Raw genomic sequence first — 19,907 nt, 5'->3', positions numbered from 1 at the left:
TTGCGGGCGGACCAAATCCGCTAAGCTGGCCGGATAACAAAGAGATATCAGGGGAGGCTGTGTTGAAATTCACCATCAATGGTAAGGCCTACGATCAGGACGTGCCCGAGGATATGCCGCTCCTGTGGGCGCTGCGCGACACGTTCGGGCTGGTCGGCACCAAGTTCGGCTGCGGTATTGCCCAGTGCGGGGCGTGCACGGTCCACGTCGATGGCACGCCGGTGCGCGCCTGTATCACGCCGGTCGGCGCCGTCGAAGGCGAGGCGGTGACCACCATCGAGGGCATTGGCCAGACCAAGGAAGGCAAGGCGCTTCAGGCGGCCTGGCTTGAGGTCGATGTCATGCAGTGCGGCTATTGTCAGGCCGGGCAGATCATGACCGCCGCAGCCCTGCTGAAAGAAACGCCGAAGCCCACCGATGCCGATATCGACGTGGCCATGGACGGCAATCTGTGCCGTTGCGCCACCTATACCCGCATCCGCGCGGCGATCAAAAAGGCCGCCGGTGTGGCGCTGGCCGATACGCGGGAGGCCTGAGCATGGACGATGTGAAGATTTCGCGCCGCCTGTTTGTCTCTGCGGCTGTGTTGGCGGGCGGGGGGTTTGTCATGGGCTTCGGGGCCTCGCCGTCCGAAGCGCAGTCGGCCGCCGCGCGCCTGACCGACTACGTCGCCGTCGCCCCTGACGGGACCGTCACCATCCGCGCCAAGAACCCGGAGGTGGGACAGGGCGTCAAGACCATGCTGCCCATGATCATCGCCGAAGAGATGGACGTCGATTGGGCGCAGGTGCGCGTCGAAACCGCACCGGTCGATGAAAAAACCTATGGCCCGCAATTCGCGGGGGGCTCGCTGACCACGCCGATGAATTACGAGACCATGCGCCGGGCCGGGGCGGCCGCGCGCGCCATGTTTCTTCAGGCCGGGGCCGAGGCGCTGAAGGTGCCGGTGGCGGAGCTGAGCGCCGTGAAAGGCACGGTCGTGCACAAGGCCAGCGGCAAAAAGCTGAGCTACGGGACGCTGGCGACGGCGGCCGCGAAGGTCCCCGTTCCGGACCTCAAGACCGTCGCGCTGAAAGACCCCAAAACCTTCACCCTGATCGGGCAGTTCAAGGGTGGCGTCGATAGCCCGAAGATCGTCAGGGGCGCGCCCATCTTCGGCATCGACACGGTGGTGCCGGGGATGAAGTACGCCATACTGGCCAAGCCGCCGGTCTATGGCGCGAAGCTCAAATCCGCCAATCTCGATGACATCCGCAAGCTGCCCGGGGTGGCGCAGGTCTTCACGCTGGAGGGTAAGGGGGATTTCCACGGGATTCAGGACTGTGTCGCCATCGTCGCCGATCAATGGTGGTACGCCAAATCGGCGCGCGACCAGCTTGATATCGTCTGGGACGAGGCCATCGGTGTGCCGCACGATACGGCGACCTATGCGGCGCAGGCAGAAACCCTGCTGACCGGCAGCGGCGAGCCCATCCGTGACAAGGGCGATGTCCGGACGGCGCTGGCGGCGGCGGCCAAAACCGTCGAGGCTGTCTATGAGACGCCCTTCATCCCGCACGTGCCGCTGGAACCGCAGAACTGTACGGCGAGAGTAACGGCGGACGGCATCGAAATCTGGGCCCCGACCCAGTCGCCCGGCGGGGGCCGGCGACTGGTGGCTCAGACCCTGGGCGTGCCGGAAGAGAAGGTCACGGTGCACATGGTGCGGGGCGGCGGCGGCTTCGGGCGGCGGCTGGAAAACGACTATATGGTCGAAGCGGCGGCGGTGGCGCAAAAGGCCGGGGTGCCGGTCAAGCTGTTGTGGACGCGCGAAGACGACATCGCCTACGACTACTTCCGGCCCGGCAATTATCACCGTCTGCGCGCCGGTCTGGATGGTGCGGGCGGCCTCAGCGCCTATCAGGCGCACGGCGTGACCTTTGCGCGCGGCGGCAAGACTGCGCAGGGGGCTGGCATAACCCCGGACGGTTTTGCACAGATCACCGTGCCCAACTACCGGCTGGAGCAATCGCTGATCGAGACGCTTGTCCCCACAGGCTATTTGCGCGCGCCGTCGTCCAATTCTCTGGCCTATGTGCACGAATGTTTCCTCGATGAGGTGGCGCACGCGGCGGGCAAGGACCCGTTCGACTTCCGCCTGCACCTGATTGAAACGGCCGGTAAGGGTCCTGCGGCTGAGGGTCGTGGCCCGGACTACGATCTGAAACGGCTGAAAGTGATACTGGATACGCTGAGGACGCGGTCGGGGTGGGACAGGCGCAAACCGGCGGCGGGTGAAGGCTTTGGCCTGGCCACCTATTTCAGCCATCGCGGCTATTTTGCCGAGGTGGCCAAGGTGCGGGTGAGCCCGGACGGCACGTGGCGCGTCCTCAAGGTGTGGGTGGTCGGCGATGTCGGGTCGCAGATCATCAACCCGGCAGGCGCGATCAATCAGGTCGAAGGCTCGGTCATCGACGGTATTGGCGAACTGCGTCAGGCCATCACCTTCGACAAGGGGCGCGCGGTGCAGGGCAATTTCCACGAGGTGCCGCTGATGCGCATGTCCGAAGCGCCGCACATCGACACGCACTTTGTCCTCAGCGACAACCCGCCGACCGGGCTGGGCGAGCCGGCCCTGCCGCCGGTCATTCCGGCTGTGTGCAACGCCATCTTTGCAGCGACGGGTGTGCGCGTGCGCAAGCTGCCGCTGACGCCGGAGGCTTTGGCGAAAAAGGCGTGAGCGAGGTTTTCGACATCGCGGTCCCGGCCTATGCCGACTACGTGCTCGACGATCTGTGGCGCTGGCGAAGCGAAGGGCTGAAGACGGCGCTTCTGACGCTGGTGGCCATCGACGGCGCGTCGCCCCGACCTCTGGGCAGCCAGATGGCCGTGGCCGAAGACGGGCGTGCGGTTGGGGCCATTACCGGCGGCTGCGCCGAACAGGCTCTGGTGCGTGACGCGCTGAGCGCCATCGCCCGCGGCCGCAATCATCTGGAACGCTACGGCGAAGGCTCGCGCTTTCGTGACATCGTTTTGCCGTGTGGGTCGGGGATCACGGTTAGCTTCGATGTGACCCTGAGCGATGCGGTCCTCGCGCGGTTGCGAACGGCGCGCCAGCAGCGGCGTGAGGCCGTCTATGTGTGGGACAGGGGCTTTGAGCGGCTCTACCGGCCGCAACCGCGTGTGCTGATTGTGGGGCAGGGGCCGATTGTGCCGGTGCTGGCGCAGATGGCAGGTCTGGGTGAGTTCGCCACGGCGGTGGTGTCACCCGACGACACCACGCGCCAACGCAGTCGGGCCGAGGTCATCCGGCCCTTAAGCGCTGCGTCCGGCAGCGTCCTCACGGGTCTGATCGACGCCGCCACCGCCGTCATCAGCCTGTTCCACGACCACGACTATGAGCCGGAGATACTGGCGACGGCCTTGCGTTCAGAAGCCTTCTATATCGGAGCGCTGGGCAGCCGTCGTACCCATGCCCGGCGCATCGAAACGCTCAAAGCCCTGGGTTTTGACGCGCCACAGATCAACCGTATCCGAGGGCCGGTCGGGCTCGATATCGGGGCGAAAACGCCGCCGGAAATCGCCGTCTCCATATTGGCGGATGTGATCCGGGCGTGGCGGGGCTAATTGGCTTTGAGATAGGCGATAATGTCGGCGCGCTTCTTGGCGTCCCTGGTCGGGGCCATGGCCATGGTATTGCCGGGAACAGTGCCCTTCGGATCGGCCAGAAAAGCGTCCAGTTGCGCCTCGCTCCACACCGGGGCACCCTTCATGGCCGCGGAATAGCTGAATTTCGGGTCGTTGGTCCCGGCCTTTTTGCCGACAATACCGGCCAGAGACGGACCGATACCCGTCGCCCCCGGTTTCACCGAATGGCAGGACATGCAGGCCCCAAACGCCCGTTTACCCGCGACGGCGTCCTGCGCCTGCGCCGGGGTGAGGGGCAATACCAGCAGCAAAGCGCCGGCCAGCGGGGTCAGGCATTTCAAAATCCGGAGCATGGCGATCCTGTGCGGGCTTGAGGACGGGCCTGTTCGTTTTAGCAGGCCCTGCGCCCGCGTAAATATGGAAATTGCAGTCAGCAGAGCCAACGTCCAGACACAAGAAAGGCCCCGTAAAAGGGGCCTTTCGAAAGTATTTAGACTGGTATTAGAGCCAGTATCCGAACAGCCAATCCCACATGATATGCCTCAATCGATCACGGTAAAACAGCCCTATCGCTGTGAGCGCATGGTTAACACTTTCTAAACGCCTTTACAAGCATTAACCAAGAATTTTTACGCGCGATTAACCCGTTTTTTCTCGCAACGGACGAAATTCCCAAGGAAATCAAGTTAAGTGGAGGTTTGAAAGCGTGCACACAGACTGTAATATCTACCCAGTAAGGTTAATGTCCCGCGTTTCATTGCAAAACCCATGCCAAGACTGTGTGGCGTAAGTAAAAAAGACCCGCTGCGAGGTCACAGCGGGTCTTGAAAATTTACGTTAGGTAAGGTTAGCCGTGGCGGAGCTGTTCGGCTTCGGCGGCCATGCGCGCCAGGAACGCCTTGGCGTCCATCGGTCGGGCGATATAGTAGCCCTGACCCGTATCGCAGCCCATGCGCGACAGAAGCGACAGGACTTCGAGCGTTTCGATGCCCTCGGCCACAGCCTTCATGCCCAGCGCGTGCGCCAGTTGGATGGTGGATTTCATCACCGCGCGATCGGCCTTGTTGTCGCAGATGTCCTGCGTGAAGCGGCGGTCGATCTTCAGTTCGGTGGCCGGAATCTTGCGCAGATATTCCAGCGTGGACAGGCCGGTGCCATAGTCGTCGATCGACAGGCCGATGCCCATATCGCGGAACTCCGCCATCAGCAGGCTGGGGGTTTCGTTCTGGGCGATGGCGTGCGTCTCGGTCACTTCGAGGATCAGGCAAGACGGCGGCACCTGATGCCGGTCAAGCGCGGCCTTCACCATGTCCATGATGTCGCGCGACGTCAGGAGGCTGGGCGAAATATTGACCGAGATGCGAAACTCCGGCTGGGTCAGCAGAACGGTCTTGGCCACCTTCAGCGCATCATTGAGCACGAAATCCGTCAGGCGGTCGATGCGCCCGTGGCGCTCAGCCATTTCGACGAACTCCAGCGGGCTGACGGGGCCGCGCGTTTCATGCGTCCAGCGCACCAGCGCCTCGGCCCCCAGCAGTTCCTTGCTGTAGAGGTCCATCTTGGGCTGATAGGCCACCCAGATCTTGCCGGCATCCAGTGCGTCGTCCAGTTCGCCCAGCAGTGACAGGTTCCATTCCTTTTCGCTGATCTGCGACGGATCGTGCAGACGCCAGCGCGTGCCATCCTGTTCCGCAGAGTGGGCGGCGGCCAGGGCGCTGGTCAGGCGGTGGGAAACGGGCAGGTTGAATTCCCGATCGACGCCAAACGAGATATCGACGTCGAAGGAATTGCGGGCAAAGCGAATGGGGCTACGAAAGATGACGTGTAGGGCGGTGAACTGTTCGATCAGCAGGTCGTGGTCGTAGAGGTTCGACAGCCAGAAGAAATTGCCGTCATCGCCGTGGTAGAGCTGAGCCCCGCCTGCACCCAGTTCCAGGCGCGCCACGATCTCCTTGACCAGCAGGCGTTCGGCTTCCGGCGGCAGGGCGCTGACCATTTCGGCATAGCGGCGGATGCGCGCGGCGACCAGTTGGCGGCCATCAAGGTGGTCTTCGTGGCGGATAGCATTGGGGGTGTACAGGCCCGACACCGGATTGATGGTGCCGCCCTTCTTTTCCTGAGCGCCGAAGCGTCGCCACAGAATATAGATGCCGGTCAGGAACAGCAGGGTCATCCCGCCCATAATATCCGTGAAGATGTTAAAGCGTTCCAGTACGCCCGGCACGATCAGCAGAACGGCCACGGCGCCCAGCATCACCAGCCGCTTGCCGCGCTTCATGCGCGGATTGAGCAGCCAGGCCGCGATCCCGGCCGCAAACAGCCACCCTGGCAGCCAGCCCAGTTGCAGCGGGCGGCCATGTTTGAGCGTTTCGGCGGCCAGCACGACAACGGTCGCTGTGGGAGACTTATGTCCCTGACCGAGAACGCGCAGTTGATCGCCAAGGCTCGGGTCATTGAAGCCGATTATCACATCCTTGCCGCGGAAAAGGTTGGCCTTCGCCTTGCCCGTAATCACGTCCGCAGCGCTGGCATAGGCCACGGTGCTGCTGTCATAGGCATAGTTGATCGAGAAGGTTTCCTTCGTATTGCCATAGACACCCGACAAAACGGATTCCGCGGAATCGAGGGCCTGACCTCCGATTTCGGTTTTGTAAGGGACCTTGGACAAACCGCCCCAGAAGGCCACATAGCGCGCCAGAGATACGGTCTGCGCCTCGTTACGGATAACTTCCGGCGGCAGGATATAGGTCACGCGCTTCGGCCCCAGACGGTAATCGGCCTTGGCGCTGACGAAGACGCGGCCCGGATGGCGAGCAAAGGTGTCAGCCAGCAGACGGTTGCGGCTGTCGCCCTGATCGGTCAACGGGGTCATTATAAAAACGCGGCGGGCCCCATCGGCAAACAGACGCTCGGTCAGGCCGGCCATATGGGCGTGCTTCCACGGCCACGGGCCCAGCGAAGCCAGGGCGGCATCGTCCACACCCACGACGACCATTTCGCCGCTAACCGGCATTTTCTGAAAGGAATTACGGGCGGCCCGCAAAAACAGTTCCAGCGGATGGCCCAGTTCAATAAGGGTCAGCACAGCGGACACAGCCAGCAGCACCAGAAGCGCGACTGATTTACGCAAGCGATCCCTGAAGGAAGTCGGGGTGTTGGGTGACGTCATGATGCAATACCTCGGCCAGCCCATAGTGCGCGGAATGTGTTAGTATTTTGCAAATGTCGCGCGGTGTTGATCTTATCTCTGGCGTTGACCTTTGATTAACCATAATTTTTAAACCGCGCAGGCAAGTGTTAAATCTGTTTATACTGTGAACTTTAGTTGCGGATAGTTTGCGATCCGGCGCGCGCGTTCGGCAAGAGCGGCTGTCCTAATTGTAGTATTTTTGTTACAGTCGCTTGTGTTCACAGACAAAAGGGCGGGTGGGCGACGGCTTTCCCCCATAGGCGCGTATCACAAGGCAGCGCAACCCGCACGGGTTGCCTCCTTTTGTGCAAATAAAGACAAAGAAATTCCACAAATGAAAATGCCCCCGCCTTACGCCGCCTTTCTGCTGGCGAGCAGTGCTTTGAGTCTTGTCCTAAGCACGCCCGCTCTGGCCCAGACACTCCCCCCGACCTCGCCCAGCCCGCCGTCCGCTCAGACGGTCCCGGTCCCCCCTAACCCCCCTAAACCCAATGAAACCCGCCCCGCGACCAATCCCGGGGAGGTACCCGCTACGGGCTCAGGCGAGGCCATCGAAACCGTCACCGTCACCGCCGCGCGCCCCATAACCAAGATCGACCGCGATGTGTATGACCCGAAAACCGATCCCGATACGCCGGTATCCTCAGCGGCCGACGCGCTGAACAAGGCGCCGGGCGTCAATGTCGATCCCGACGGCAATGTCACCCTGCGTGGCAATTCCGGCGTGCAAATCCTGATCGACGGTAAGCCCTCGACCATGATGCAGGGCGATTTCCGGGCGCTTAGCCTGCAATCCCTGCCCGCCGACGATATCGACTCTATCGAAGTCATGACCAGCCCGTCGGCACAGTTCGGCGGTGAAGGCGGGGCCGGTATAATCAACATCGTGATGAAACGTAACCGCTCGCTCCGTCCGACCCTTGGGCTGCGCGTCAGCGCCGGCAGCGAAGGCCGCTACCAGTTCGGGGCCAACGGCAGCTACGGCAAGGGCAAGGTGATGTTCAACGGCGGCGTGTCCGTCAATCACGATGTGCGCGACACCTCCGGCACCAGTTCGCGCCAACGCATTTCGCCCACGGGCACCTCTGTCTATAATACGGCCAACACGTCGCGTCAGACGACGGACACGGGGGGCATGAGAGGGGCCGTGACGATCAATGCGACGGACAGGGATACGCTCAGCCTGCAATTCAACGCCAGCAAGAACCAGCGGGAGAACGAGACGTTGCAGTCCAACGTCGATATCAGCCCCCTCGGCGTCCAGACCAACAGCTATGATCGCCGTGACGATGCCCGTAATGCGCAGGATCAGGGCGGGCTCCAGTTCAATTTCAACCATCAGGGCGATCAGGACGGGGAAACGTTCAAGGCCGATGTGCGCCTGTCGTCGAGCGAAAACACCAGCCGCACCCTGTCCGACTATAGCTATGTCAATCCGGCGCAGGACCGCCGCACCCTGCGTAATGGCGTCAGTTCGCAGGACACCCTGGCCCTGAGCGCCGACTATAACCGTAATCTTCTGGGTGGCACCTTTGCGACCGGCTTTGAGCTGAGTTCCAGCCATTCCGAAGCCGACAACGCCCAGTATAATATTGATCTGTCGAGCGGCGCGCAGACGATAGATGCGCGGCGCAGCAACACCTTCGGTCAGGATCAGGATCAGGCCGAAGCCTATGTGACCTATCAGCGGGCTATCGGCGACAAGTGGACGGTACTGACGGGTCTGCGCGCCGAAAACACGCAGGTCACGCTCAATCAGAAGACCACCAGCACCTATCTCAACAAAAGCTACACCAACTATCACCCCAGCCTGGCGGTGCAGTACATGCTGACCGCGCGTTCCAAGCTGCGCTTCAACTACAGCCACCGCATCAACCGTCCGAACATCAACGATCTCAACCCCTATATCGTCTATTATGATGAGCGGAATGCGCGGTCGGGCAATGCCGATCTGAAACCGTCGGAAACCCATTCCAATGAACTGCGCTATGAGTTCAATGACCGGGCCCGCAACCTGACCTTCACGGCGACCTACTTCTATCGCAAGAGCGAGGATCTGTTTGTCGAACGCAGCCTCTATATCGACAACAATACCGTCCTGCTGACGCGCCGTGAAAACGGCGGCGAGGGCAAGGAGAACGGCGTTGAGCTGATGTATAATGGCCGGATAGGGACAAAGTGGGACGTCAATCTTCAGGCCACCTATCGTCAGGAAGAACGTCCGCCGGTCAATTCGACCCTCACCACGATCAATAAGGGCGACTCGGTGTCGGGTCGGCTGCGCCTCGGGTATCGCGCCACGGCGAACGACCGTTTCCAGCTCAATCTCAATGCGCAGGGCAGGCAACTGACCGGGCAGGGCTACAATGATCCGTCCTACCGCTGGAATGCCAGTTACAGCCGCAAGATCAGCAACAAGCTGAACCTGACGGCCAGCGTGCAAAATCAGGGTAAGCAGCGCACCCTCATCGATACCGATACGGTCAAGTCGGTGTCCGAGCGCGATCAGGGCGGGACGACCTTCATGATCGGCCTGCAATTCAATCCGTTCGGCATCGGCGGCGGCAACCGCGACGGCGGGGCGCGACCGGGTGGCCGCGGGGGCGGCAACTGGGGCGGCGGACCCGGCGGCGGTTTCTGAGGTTAGAGCGGAACGATGTCTGATGGACGCGTTCCGCCCTGCGTTTTGCCCGGGCTCCCCGGAACGCGGGAGGCGAAGCGGGTTGACCCCGTGCGGATTTACCCTCTATGGTCGGCGGAAACCATGGGGGAAGAGCGGTTCTAATGCGCGCGACGGCCATCACGACCGAAGCCTCTGCGTCAGCAGCGGCCAGCGCGGTGTCACCCGTGGCGCAGACCTCGCCGAACAGCGTGACGGCGGCCGATGTCTCCTCCGCTGAAGCCCTGATCCGTAAGGTCAACGCAAACAGCCTGCTGCAAACGCAGTTTTCCAACACCCCGCCGCCCAAGGAAGCCGATATTGGCTGGCTGAAAGCCTTTCTGGAATGGCTGGGCAAGGTCAGCAAGGTTTTTGGCGATTTGCTGGAGCCCATCGCGCCCATCCTGCCGTGGCTTCTCTACCTGCTGTTGTTCGCGCTGGTTATCCTGCTGCTGTCGCCCTTGGTGCGCGCCTTCATCAGCGGCAAGGTCGAACGCCTGTTTCAGCGCGACAGTCTGAAGGCCGATGCGCCGTGGCGACCGACTGCCGAAGCCGCCGCCGCCCTGATCGAGGAAATCGACGCCCTAGCGCAGAAGGGGGCCTATGACGAAGCCGTGCACCTGTTGCTCAAGCGCTCCGTTGCCGACCTCAACGCCTATCGCCCGGATCTGGTGCGCAAGCACTATTCGGCGCGCGACATCGGCAAACATCCCCTGCTGCCTGAAGACGCCCGCCCGGCCTATGCCGAAATCACCCGCTGGGCTGAAAAGAGCTTCTTTGCCGGTATCCCCGTCGGGCGCGAAGGCTTTGAGGCCTGCCGCAAGGCCTATGTCGATTTCGTCGCCTCCGAGCATCTGCCGAAGAGGCCGCAATGAGGCGTCTGCCCTTTCTGAAAAACGGCCTGCCGCCCGCCACTCAGTTTCTGCCCATCATTGTCGGCGTGCTGATTGCGGGCCTGTTCCTGATGGTCGGGCTGGTGCTGATCACGCCGCATCTGGAACCGCCGGGGCGCGGTCAGGCGGCCAATGTCACCGGCTATTCGGCGCAGGGTTTCAAGGGTTTGCGCGACGTACTTGAGGCGTCGGATTACAAGACGTCTCTTACAAGGCAAGCCTCGGGGCCGCAGAGGATCAGCGATCTGGTCATCGTGACTCTGGATGGTGACGGCGCCCTGTTCAATGACGATCCGGAATATACCGAACCACAGCCCGTACCGGAGGAGAGCGCCTCTTCCAGTGCCCAAGCGACCGCTTCGGCGTCAATGACCAGCGCGGATATGCAGGCAAAGGCCAAACAGGCGCAGGCGGAAGCCTCCGCATCGCGCGCCGCTCAGGAGGCTTCATCGACGTCGTTTCAGGCCGAGGATCAGGCGAAAAAGCGTGACGACATCTGGCCGACCCCGAGCGCTGAAAAGTCTGACCGCCTGCTCTATTATCCTGTCGGCAAGGTGGTGCTGGTCGTCGCGCCCAAATGGGCCGCCGGCCCCATGCCGTCGCATCCGCGCTGGGACATCAACCCCAGCTTTCAGTCGCCCAACAGCGTTTTTGCGCAGTTGGCCCTGCTGTCTCCGGTTCGCAAAAAAGCGGTGCAGGAAGACGGCGAGACGCGCTACAAGATCACTTATCAACGATTGAATTACGCTCTGGGACGTGCCCCGCTCGGCCGTTACAAATCCTATGCCCTCAGCCCGGCAGAGGGTCAAAAGACCCTGACCAAGGCCTATACCAGCGGGCGCATCCGCGGGCTGCAATCGCTTAGCGGGCCGAACCTGACGCCGCTGCTGCTCGGCCCGGACGGCGAAGTCCTGCTGTCGCGCGTCAACGCCATGCCAGGCGAAAAACCGTTCAAGGCCCCGGTCTATCTGCTCAGCGAACCGGACCTGATGGACAATCAGATGCTGGCCGATGCGGAGCGCGTGGCGGGGGCTCTGTCCATCATCAAAGCTATTGCGCCCGGCGCGAAGACCGTCGCCTTCGACGTGACCTATAATGACCTCGCCTATGAGCAGGACCTGCTGCACCATGTGTCGCGCGTGCCCTTTATCGGTGTGCCCCTATGCCTGCTGGTGCTGGCCGTCGCCATGCTGTGGTCGGCCTATTCGCGTTTTGGTCCGGCGCATGATCCGTCCACCGACACGCCGCACGGGCGCGGCGTCACCGTGCTGGCCGACAATGCGGCGCGTCTGATCGCCAAGGCCGGGCGTGAGCCGAAACTGGCCCCGGCCTATGCGCAGCTCGTGCGCGATCAGGCACTCAAGGCTCTGGGCCTCGGCCGTCACAGTGCCGGGCCGGACGAACTGGCCGAGCGCCTGAGCGAAAAACACAATACCCCGGAACGCTACAGCGCCCTCAGGGCCGAGGCGGACCGCCTTTCCAACCCTATGCAACTGCTGAGCTGGGCGCGCCGTCTGCACGCCTGGAAGCACCAGATAACGGAGCGCTAGATGCAGATTTCCGACGTTCACAACCTGTCGGCCCGCCTCAAGGGCGAAATCGGCAAGGTCATCATCGGTCAGGCCGATACGGTCGAACTGATGCTCACCGCCCTGTTCTCCGGCGGCCATGTGCTGCTCGAAGGGCCTCCGGGCACGGCCAAGACCCTGTTGGCGCGGGCCTTCTGCCGCTCGCTGTCCCTGCGTTTCGGACGCATCCAGTTCACGCCGGACATGCTGCCCGCCGATATTCTGGGCTCCAACCTGTTCAACTTCCAGACCTCGACCTTTTCCCTGACCAAGGGGCCGATCTTTTGCGATCTGCTGCTGGCCGATGAAATCAACCGCACGCCGCCCAAGACGCAGGCCGCCCTGCTGGAGGCCATGCAGGAGCGCAAGGTGACGCTCGACGGCACGCGCTATGATCTGGGCGACCGTTTCATGGTCATCGCCACCCAGAACCCGATCGAACAGCAGGGCACCTATCCGTTGCCGGAAGCGCAACTGGACCGCTTCCTGTTCAAGCACGTACTGGGCTATCCGTCGGCCAGCGAAGAACGCCGCATCATCGACGAGGCAGGCAATTCGGCGGTGACACTCGATCCGGAACAGGCGGGGATCGAGGCGGTGCTGGACGCGGCGACCCTGGCCGAGGCCATCCGCGTGGTAACGACGGTGCGCCTCAACGACGCCAATCTCGACTACATCGTCAGCCTGATCCGCGCCACGCGCGAAAGCCCGTCTCTGGCGGTCGGCGCTTCGCCGCGCTCCGGCGCGCTGCTGGCGCGGGCCGCGCGGGCGCGCGCGACGCTGGACGGGCGTGACTACGTGCTGCCCGACGACATCAAGGCCCTGTACCTGCCGTCCATGCGTCACCGCGTGCTGCTGTCGCCCTCGGCCGAAATCGAAGGACAAACGGTGGACGGCGTGCTGCAAGGGCTTCTGGAGCGTATCGAGATCCCCAGATGATCCATCCGACGCCGCGCCTGATCCGCTTATTGATCGCCTGCGTCCTTCTGGGCGCGGGGGTGGTCTTTATGGCGCCTGCCGTCTGGTGGGTCATGCCGGTGATCATGCTGGGGCTGATGGCGCTGGCGGTGTTTGAGGGGGCGTTTGCGCCCCTGCCGTCGCATCTGACGCTGGATATCCCTCTGCCGCGCCGCATCGGGGTCGGGCGCGACTATGGTTTTGCCTACGCCGTGCGCTTTACGGCGCGCACGCCAAAAAAAATCGAAATTCGCTGGGGCGTCTCCCCGCGCCTGCAAACCCCGCAGGCCGGTCTGACCCTGAGCCCCGATGCCGGTGTGTTCAAGGGGCAACTGAGTTTGCGCGCCACGGCGCGCGGCAAGGCGGCGGTGGAAACCGCGCATCTGCGCTGGAGCGGCGCTCTGGGCCTCGGCTATGTGCAGAAGATCGTGCCGTTGAAGGCCGAAATGGTGGTCACGCCGGATATTGAGGGCGTACAGCAGGACGCCGCCGCCCTGTTTTCACGGGACTCCGTTTATGGGGTGCGCGTGCAGAACCAGTTGCACAATGGCTCCGAATACCACGCGCTGCGCGAATACGACTCGTCGCAGGATCATCGCCGCATCGACTGGCGCTCCTCGGCGCGCCACCTCAAACTGCTGTCGCGCGAGTTTCAGACCGAGCGCAACCACCATATCGTGCTGGCCTTCGACACGGGGCGCCTGATGGGTGAGCCGCTGCTGCGGGTCAAAAAGCTCGACCGCGCCCTCTATGCCGGTCTGCTGCTGGGCTATTGCGCGCTGAAAATCGGCGACAATGTGCGCTCTTTCGCCTTTGCCGCGCGGCCATACCACAATGCGCCGCTGCTGGCCGGGACGCAGGCCTATGAGACGCTGAAGGCGCAGTTGTCGGGCCTCGACGACCGGCCGGAAGAAACCAACCACACGCTGGCCCTGGCCGATCTGGGGTCAAAGATCGCGCGGCGCTCGCTGATCGTGCTGTTCACCGACTTTATCGACGAAATCAGCGCCGACCTGATGCTCGAAGCCTTGCAGCGCCTGTCGAAAAAGCACCTGATCGTTTTTGTCGCCTTCCGCGATGAGGTGCTGGAAGGGCTGGCGGCGTCCGAGCCGCAGGCCGCTGATGACGTCACCCGCGCCATCTTCGCCCGCCGCCTGTTGCAGCAGCGCGAAACCGTCCACGCGACGCTGCGCCGCTACGGTATCGAAGTGCTGGAACCGACGACAGAGGCCATGGCGGTGCAACTGGTGCTCAAATATCTGGAAATGAAACGGGAGGACCGGTTGTGAGTTTGCGGTCTTCATACTCCCCCGGCGAGCCGGGGGAGGTGGATTCGAGGCCGCAGGTCTCGAAGACGGAGGGGGGCTTGCGTTTCTCTCTGCATCATCATTCCCGTGCCGTTAAGCCAGAGCCCCCACCACCACATCTCGCCAGCAGGCTGGCTCGTGCGGTCCTCCGCCCCGGCAAGCTGGGGAGGTATAATAGAGATTGTGCCCATGTCTGATCAGCCCCCTCTGCAACTCAAGAGCCAGAAGTTCCGCGAAGCGCGTGAAAAGGACTGGAAGGCGCTGGCCAAACAGATCGACCGCGCCGAAAACGGCGGTTTGCGCAAATTCACCACCGAGGAATTGCTCGAACTCCCGGTGCTGTACCGTTCGACCGTGTCCTCGCTGTCGATGGCACAGTCGATTTCGCTGGATCACAACCTGATTACCTTCCTTCAGGCCCTGTGCGCGCGCGCCTACGTCTATATGTACGGCCCGCACGCCCGGCCCGGCGTGATGGTGCGCGACTTCTTCCTGCGCGACCTGCCGCGCTCGGTGCGCGCCCTGTGGGGGGAACTGGCCCTGTCTTTCCTTTGTCTGGCGCTGGGGATTGTGGGCGGCATACTGATGTGCATGGCCGATCCGAGCTGGTACGACCCGCTGGTCGGCGGCATGTCGCAAGGGCGAGACCTGAACGCCAGCGTTGATGACCTGCGCAAGACCATTGGCGGAACGGACAACGGCGAACCTCTGGCGGCTTTTTCGGTCTTTCTGATGAGCCACAACACACAGGTCACGCTGTCGGCCTTTGCGCTGGGGGTTATCGGCGGCCTGCCGACGGCCTTCCTGATGATTGTCTTCGGCATGTCGGTCGGAGCGATGGTGTGGCTGTTTGCCTCCAAAGGGCTAGGGCCGGATTTTGTCGCCTGGTTGTCGATCCACGGCACGACGGAGCTGACGGCGGTCGTCATCGGCGCGGCGGCGGGCTTTCATCTGGCGCGGCGCATCATGTTCCCCGGCCACCTGACGCGTAAGGCGGCCCTGTCCGACGCCGGGCGACTGGCCGGGACGGCCATGCTGGGGGCCATGCTGATGCTGGTCATTGCCGGCTTTATCGAAGGGGTGGCGCGTCAGACGGTAACCGAGATGTGGGCGCGGTTTGCCTTTGGCGGCGGGATGGCTGCGCTGTGGCTGTTTTATTTCCTGGCCGTTGGGCGTGCGCACAAGGTCCGTCCGCAGAAGGTGACGCATGGCCAGACCTGACCTGATGAAGGGTGGGGCAGTGACCCTGCCGTCGCTGAACGGGCCGGTGACGCCGGTGACGACGCCCGAAGGCGTGGTCCTGTCGTTTCGCACCGCTTCTTTCGCCTCGCGTCTGGCGGCGCTGCTGATCGACTTTCTGATCATCGTTCTGGTGCCGGTCCTGCTGGTGATCCTCTATATCCTTCTGCCGTTCGAACATGTGAAGTTCGACAACGTGAACATGGATCATCCGTTTGTTCAGGCTTTGCTTATCCTGTTTGTGCTGATCGGCTTCTTCCTGCGTTCGGGCTATTTCACGCTGTTCGAATTGGGGCCGCGCGCCGCCACGCCGGGCAAGCGCATCATGAAGATCCGCGTCATTTCGCACGATGGCGGCCACCTGACGCCGTCCGCCGTCATTACCCGCAACGCCCTGCGCGAGGTGGAGCTGTATCTGCCATTGACCCTGGCGCTTCAGGCCAGCGTCAATGGCGGCTGGCTGTCTCTGGTCGCGCTGATCTGGGCCCTGACCCTCGCCCTGTTGCCGCTGTTCAACAGCTCACGGGCGCGGCTGGGCGATTTCCTGGCCGGGACCCGCGTCGTCCATGTGCCGCGCGAACGCCTGAGCTTCGATCTGGCCGAACAGGCCCCGGTGGGCTCGCCGGGGCTGATCTTCAGCCCCGAACAGATCAGTGTTTATGGTGAAAAAGAGCTGGTTGTGCTCGAAGAGGTCCTGCGTGAGAAGCGTCCGCCCACCCTGCGCGCCGTCGCCGACCGCATCAAGACGCGCATCGGCTGGGTCGAGCCGAAGATCGCCAGTGAGGTGCCGTCGGACGAAGCCTTCCTGCGGGCCTATTACGCCGCGCTGCGCGCTCAGCTTGAAGGGCGGATGCTGATGGGCCGCCGCCGCAAGGACAAGTTTGACGACTAGATCCGCTCTGATTCTGGGCAAAGCCGTTTCAGTTGAACACATCGGCGGCGCTGTCGGCAGGCTGGCCTTCCCTGGCCTGACGCAGGCAGACATAGGCGGCGACGCTGAACACCAGCGAAAAGGCGTCGCTCATCGTGCTGATCAGGGTGGACGCTCCGATGAGCAGGGGCTGGGGCAGGCCCTCACCCACAAAAATCAGCGGGGCCTCGGCAATGGCGCCCACGACCCATTGCAGCAGGCCGAGGCACAGATACACCCCCAGCAGCGACCAGCGATGCCCGCGCGTCAGGTCGAAGCTACGCTGTATGGCCTCGAAAATGCCGGTCTTGCCTTCGGCAATATAGGCGGTGCAGGCCACCGACAGCGCCAGCATCAGTATAATGCCCGGAACGATCAGCAGGAGGAATCCGAGCCCGATCATCAGGCCGCACAAAACAAACAGGATCATCAGGGGAACAATATTCACCAGACTGCGCCGCAGGGCTTCACCCAGTCGCCACTGCGTGCGGGCAATGCCGGTCACCGCAATCTCCGTGATGACCGAATAGTTGATGAGGTAAAGCGCGACGCTCAGCACCGCATAGAGGGCCGTCGGCCAGCCCTGAGTGAACAGGGATTCGAACAGGCTGTCCGTCGTCTGGCCCGTCAGATTGTAGAGGTACAGAGCCCCAAGTACCGACGGCAGGCCCATAATGAAAAAGGCCGTGCCGAAGACCAGCACGAAGTGACGGCCCAGAAGCTCGAAACTGCGGTTGAAAATAGCTGAAAACATCGTCACCCCCCGGACAGGCTGGCGAGCCTAGTATCGTGAATTTGAAGTTCGGTTCATTCTGATATCGAGAGCCGGGCGAACTTCAAATTCAAAAACGATACTAGATACAATAATTTGCTAGTGTCCTGTTGAATCTGAAATTCGCCAGAGAGCGATATCAAGCGCATGCGAATTTCAGATTCAGGACACTAGCCCGTGCGTCCGGTCCTGACAAGCCGCGCGCAGATCAGCCCCAGGTCTCCTTCGCCCCCTTGCGGCGCGCCAGGGTGTGGGAGATGGCATTGGCACGCGGCGGGATTTGCGCGGCGGGCTTACCGAACAGCCAGCCCTGACCGTGGGTGATGCCGAGATCGCGCGCCAGACGCACCATGTCTTCGCTCTCGATCATTTCGCCGATGCACTGACACTTCAGTTCATGGCACAGGACGCTCAGCGAATGGATCAGGGCGCGCTGACGCGGCTGGGTGAGGGCGGTCTTCAGGAACGGCCCGTCGATCTTGATATAGTCCACGTCGAAGCGGCGCAGATAGTTATAGGCGGCGGCCCCCGACCCGAAATCGTCCAGACAGATCCTGTAGCCGCGACGGCGCAGATCGGCGAGGAAGCGCGCGGCGTCCTCCACATCTTCGACCATGTGCGATTCGGTCAGCTCGAACATCAGACGGTTTTTCAGCGACGGCTCGGCCTTCAGACGCGCGCTGAGGCGGTCGCGGAACTGGGCGTTCTGAACCGACAGGCCGGACAGGTTCACCGCGATCGACTCGCCGGCATATTGCTTGAGGGCGGTGATCGCCTTGTCGCAGACGGCCAGATCGAATTCGACCGCCAGACCCACCTGCTCGGAAAACCGCACCGTGTCGTAGGAGTCCATGCCGCCGTTGAAGCGCAGCAGGGCCTCGTAATGCTGCACCTCGCGCGTGGCGATGTCCACGACCGGCTGATAATGCAGGGTGAACTGACCGGCGGCCAGTACGGCCTTGACGCGGGCATACTGATCCACGGCGGCGCTGATGGCGGCGTTCAGGCTGTTTTGCAGGTCGCGCGCCTCTACGGTCGCCGTCTTGGTAAACTTGTCCACGACGTAGGAGAGCGCCTTGGCCACGCTGTCTTCGCTGAGGTGGGTGGTGTCGAGCGACAGGGTGACGATGCTGGACGAGACGCGGTCCTTCTTGACCCCGGCATTGTTCAGCACCTGCTGAATGTCGCCCATGAGCTGCGCTTCGCTGACCGAATCGGGCCCCTGACCGGACATCAGGCCGAACTCATCGTCCCCCAGTCGGGCCGCCGCACCGGTCGGCCCGGAGGAGGCGCGCAGCAGGGCACCGATTTCGCCCATGAGCTGTTCCGAGCGCGATTGCGGCATCTCGCCCATGGCATCGCTGAGGCCGTTGAGGCGGATCAGTTGCATCTCCTGCAACATGGCCGCGCCTGAACCGGCATCGCCCGGCTTGATCGAACGCGAGGCCATGTGCTGAAATTCGCACAGGTCGAGCAGGCCCGAAATATCGTCGCGTTCCGGCAGCGCCTTGACCAGTGGCTCCGACAGCACGGTCACCGTCACATAGGTTCGGCCGCGATCGGGCAGATAGCAGGCCCCCAGATTGACGTGGATCGGCTTGCGGCCATCGGGTTTTAGGCGCACCGTCGCCGGGTCTATGCGGCCGATTTCGCGCGCCCGGGCCAGAAGGCGGGTGACCAGAAACCGGTCGGCAGGCGGGAAAAGGGAATCAATCGCCTGACCTTTGACGCTTTGCGCGTCTTCGGCCAGAAGGGCATTGGTGGCCCCGACCGTGCGGGCGATTTTTCCGCTGGAATCGACCTCAACCAGAAGATCGGCCGCCGCCAGAGAAAAGGCGATGTAACGGTCGCGCTGGTTTTTATAGTCGTCGCGGTCGGGCATGCAGCCAAAAGTCCTTGTGCCGGTGCATACCCACCGATGATAGCCTCGTCACCTAAGCAGAAAATACTTAATAAAGCCTCTGCAAAACGCTTGGCGCACGTTGACAGTACAGACTTGTCTGTCAGAATCTACAGCCTTCACAAGGAGCGTTGGATATGGCCGGAACCAAAACAGGCGTCAGGGATCGTATTCTTCAGACGGCCTTGCCTTTGTTTATCACCCAGGGCTTTCGCGCCACGGGTATTGACCGCATCATCGCCGAGTCGGCGGTGGCCAAGGCCAGTTTTTACCGTCACTTCCCGTCCAAGGACGATCTGATCCTCGCCTGTCTCGAACGCGGCCATATCTCGCATTTTGCCGCCCTGAAGATCGCGGTGGAGGCGGTGGAGGTCAAATCGCGCCCCCTGTCCCTGTTCGATGCCTTGCCGGACGTGTCCGAAGCGACGATGCGCGGCGACCTGCTGATCACCGCCACGGTCGAATTCGGAACGGCCAAGCCGGCCATTGCCGATGTCGTGGCCGCCGCCCGGCGTCAGTTGCGCGAATGGTTCGACGCCTTGCTGACCGAAGCCGGCTACGCCGATATGGCCGAAACCCTGTCGCACGAGTGGCTGCTGCTCTATGAGGGGGCCATGATCGGTGCCCTGCGCGAAACACCGGCTCAGGCGGCGCGCTGGGCCCGCGCCAATGCCGAGCGCAGCCTCCAGCAGATCCAGCTCAAGCGCCTTCTGAGCAAAACCCTGCCGGGAACCTGAAACGATACGTCGAAACGAAGGTCCGCGAAGCCAAAAGAGTGAGCGGTTTTCGACCAAACACCACAGCCAGATAAAAACGAGAGCGGGATGGCTAAAACCCTCCCGCTCCGGACCCGCCCTCTGCCGCCCATCGCTGTTAACACAATCG

The 19,907-nt window shown here is 62.5% G+C and carries 15 protein-coding genes; 11 read left to right on the top strand and 4 right to left on the bottom strand.

What is annotated here, in order from left to right; all coding sequences use genetic code 11:
• Positions 1–62: 62 nt before the first annotated feature.
• The 3 genes from PQU94_RS15325 to PQU94_RS15315 are packed head-to-tail and all read left to right on the top strand — an operon-like array spanning position 63 to position 3,606.
• The gene (locus PQU94_RS15325; RefSeq protein WP_272742307.1) at positions 63–536 is read left to right on the top strand and encodes a (2Fe-2S)-binding protein; all 474 of its coding nucleotides are present in this window, start codon (positions 63–65) and stop codon (positions 534–536) included.
• Between the two features lie 2 nt (positions 537–538).
• A complete protein-coding gene (locus tag PQU94_RS15320; protein WP_272742306.1) occupies positions 539–2,719 on the top strand; it encodes a xanthine dehydrogenase family protein molybdopterin-binding subunit in 2,181 nt (726 codons plus the stop codon).
• Entirely contained in the window at positions 2,716–3,606 is an 891-nt protein-coding gene (locus PQU94_RS15315; RefSeq protein WP_272742305.1) for an XdhC family protein, read from the top strand. Before PQU94_RS15320 ends, PQU94_RS15315 begins: the two co-directional genes overlap by 4 nt.
• On the opposite strand, the gene PQU94_RS15310 is transcribed toward PQU94_RS15315, so the two are convergent.
• Both PQU94_RS15310 and PQU94_RS15305 read right to left on the bottom strand, forming a co-directional pair.
• Complete coding sequence (locus PQU94_RS15310; RefSeq protein WP_272742304.1) at positions 3,603–3,980, bottom strand: c-type cytochrome; 378 nt, start codon at positions 3,978–3,980, stop codon at positions 3,603–3,605. The genes PQU94_RS15315 and PQU94_RS15310 overlap by 4 nt on opposite strands.
• A 494-nt stretch (positions 3,981–4,474) precedes the next feature.
• Complete coding sequence (locus tag PQU94_RS15305; RefSeq protein ID WP_272742303.1) at positions 4,475–6,796, bottom strand: EAL domain-containing protein; 2,322 nt, start codon at positions 6,794–6,796, stop codon at positions 4,475–4,477.
• 355 nt (positions 6,797–7,151) lie between these two features.
• On the opposite strand from PQU94_RS15305, the gene PQU94_RS15300 reads away from it, so the two are divergent.
• From PQU94_RS15300 to PQU94_RS15270, 7 genes are all read left to right on the top strand, one after another.
• Positions 7,152–9,458, top strand: a complete 2,307-nt coding sequence (locus PQU94_RS15300; RefSeq protein ID WP_272742302.1) for a TonB-dependent receptor — start codon at positions 7,152–7,154, stop codon at positions 9,456–9,458.
• A gap of 143 nt (positions 9,459–9,601) precedes the next feature.
• Positions 9,602–10,351 carry a hypothetical protein gene (locus tag PQU94_RS15295; protein WP_272742301.1) on the top strand — a complete coding sequence of 250 codons (750 nt, stop codon included), beginning with the start codon at positions 9,602–9,604 and terminating at the stop codon, positions 10,349–10,351.
• Positions 10,348–11,919: a hypothetical protein gene (locus PQU94_RS15290; protein WP_272742300.1), complete on the top strand. Its 1,572-nt coding sequence runs from the start codon at positions 10,348–10,350 to the stop codon at positions 11,917–11,919. The genes PQU94_RS15295 and PQU94_RS15290 overlap by 4 nt, the downstream gene beginning before the upstream one ends.
• On the top strand, positions 11,920–12,876 hold the full coding sequence (locus tag PQU94_RS15285; RefSeq protein WP_272742299.1) for an AAA family ATPase: 957 nt from the start codon (positions 11,920–11,922) through the stop codon (positions 12,874–12,876).
• Entirely contained in the window at positions 12,873–14,183 is a 1,311-nt protein-coding gene (locus PQU94_RS15280; protein WP_272742298.1) for a DUF58 domain-containing protein, read from the top strand. The genes PQU94_RS15285 and PQU94_RS15280 overlap by 4 nt, the downstream gene beginning before the upstream one ends.
• A 207-nt stretch (positions 14,184–14,390) precedes the next feature.
• Positions 14,391–15,422, top strand: coding sequence for a stage II sporulation protein M (locus tag PQU94_RS15275; RefSeq protein ID WP_272742297.1), 1,032 nt, complete (start codon positions 14,391–14,393; stop codon positions 15,420–15,422).
• Complete coding sequence (locus PQU94_RS15270) at positions 15,409–16,332, top strand: RDD family protein (RefSeq protein WP_272742296.1); 924 nt, start codon at positions 15,409–15,411, stop codon at positions 16,330–16,332. The genes PQU94_RS15275 and PQU94_RS15270 overlap by 14 nt, the downstream gene beginning before the upstream one ends.
• Before the next feature lie 28 nt (positions 16,333–16,360).
• Here the strand turns inward: PQU94_RS15270 and PQU94_RS15265 are convergent, their stop codons facing one another.
• Together PQU94_RS15265 and PQU94_RS15260 are read right to left on the bottom strand one after the other, a co-directional pair.
• A complete protein-coding gene (locus tag PQU94_RS15265; RefSeq protein ID WP_272742295.1) occupies positions 16,361–17,104 on the bottom strand; it encodes a YciC family protein in 744 nt (247 codons plus the stop codon).
• A 226-nt stretch (positions 17,105–17,330) separates the two neighbouring features.
• Positions 17,331–19,004: an EAL domain-containing protein gene (locus PQU94_RS15260; protein WP_272742294.1), complete on the bottom strand. Its 1,674-nt coding sequence runs from the start codon at positions 19,002–19,004 to the stop codon at positions 17,331–17,333.
• A 155-nt stretch (positions 19,005–19,159) separates the two neighbouring features.
• Here PQU94_RS15260 and PQU94_RS15255 point away from each other — a divergent pair, with 155 nt between their 5' ends.
• Positions 19,160–19,759, top strand: a complete 600-nt coding sequence (locus tag PQU94_RS15255) for a TetR/AcrR family transcriptional regulator (RefSeq protein ID WP_272742293.1) — start codon at positions 19,160–19,162, stop codon at positions 19,757–19,759.
• The last annotated feature ends 148 nt before the right edge of the window (positions 19,760–19,907 follow it).

Source organism: Asticcacaulis currens (assembly GCF_028550395.1).
Lineage (GTDB): Bacteria > Pseudomonadota > Alphaproteobacteria > Caulobacterales > Caulobacteraceae > Asticcacaulis > Asticcacaulis currens.
Note: the sequence above shows the minus strand (reverse complement) of the source record. Positions and strands in the feature narration are given on the sequence as shown.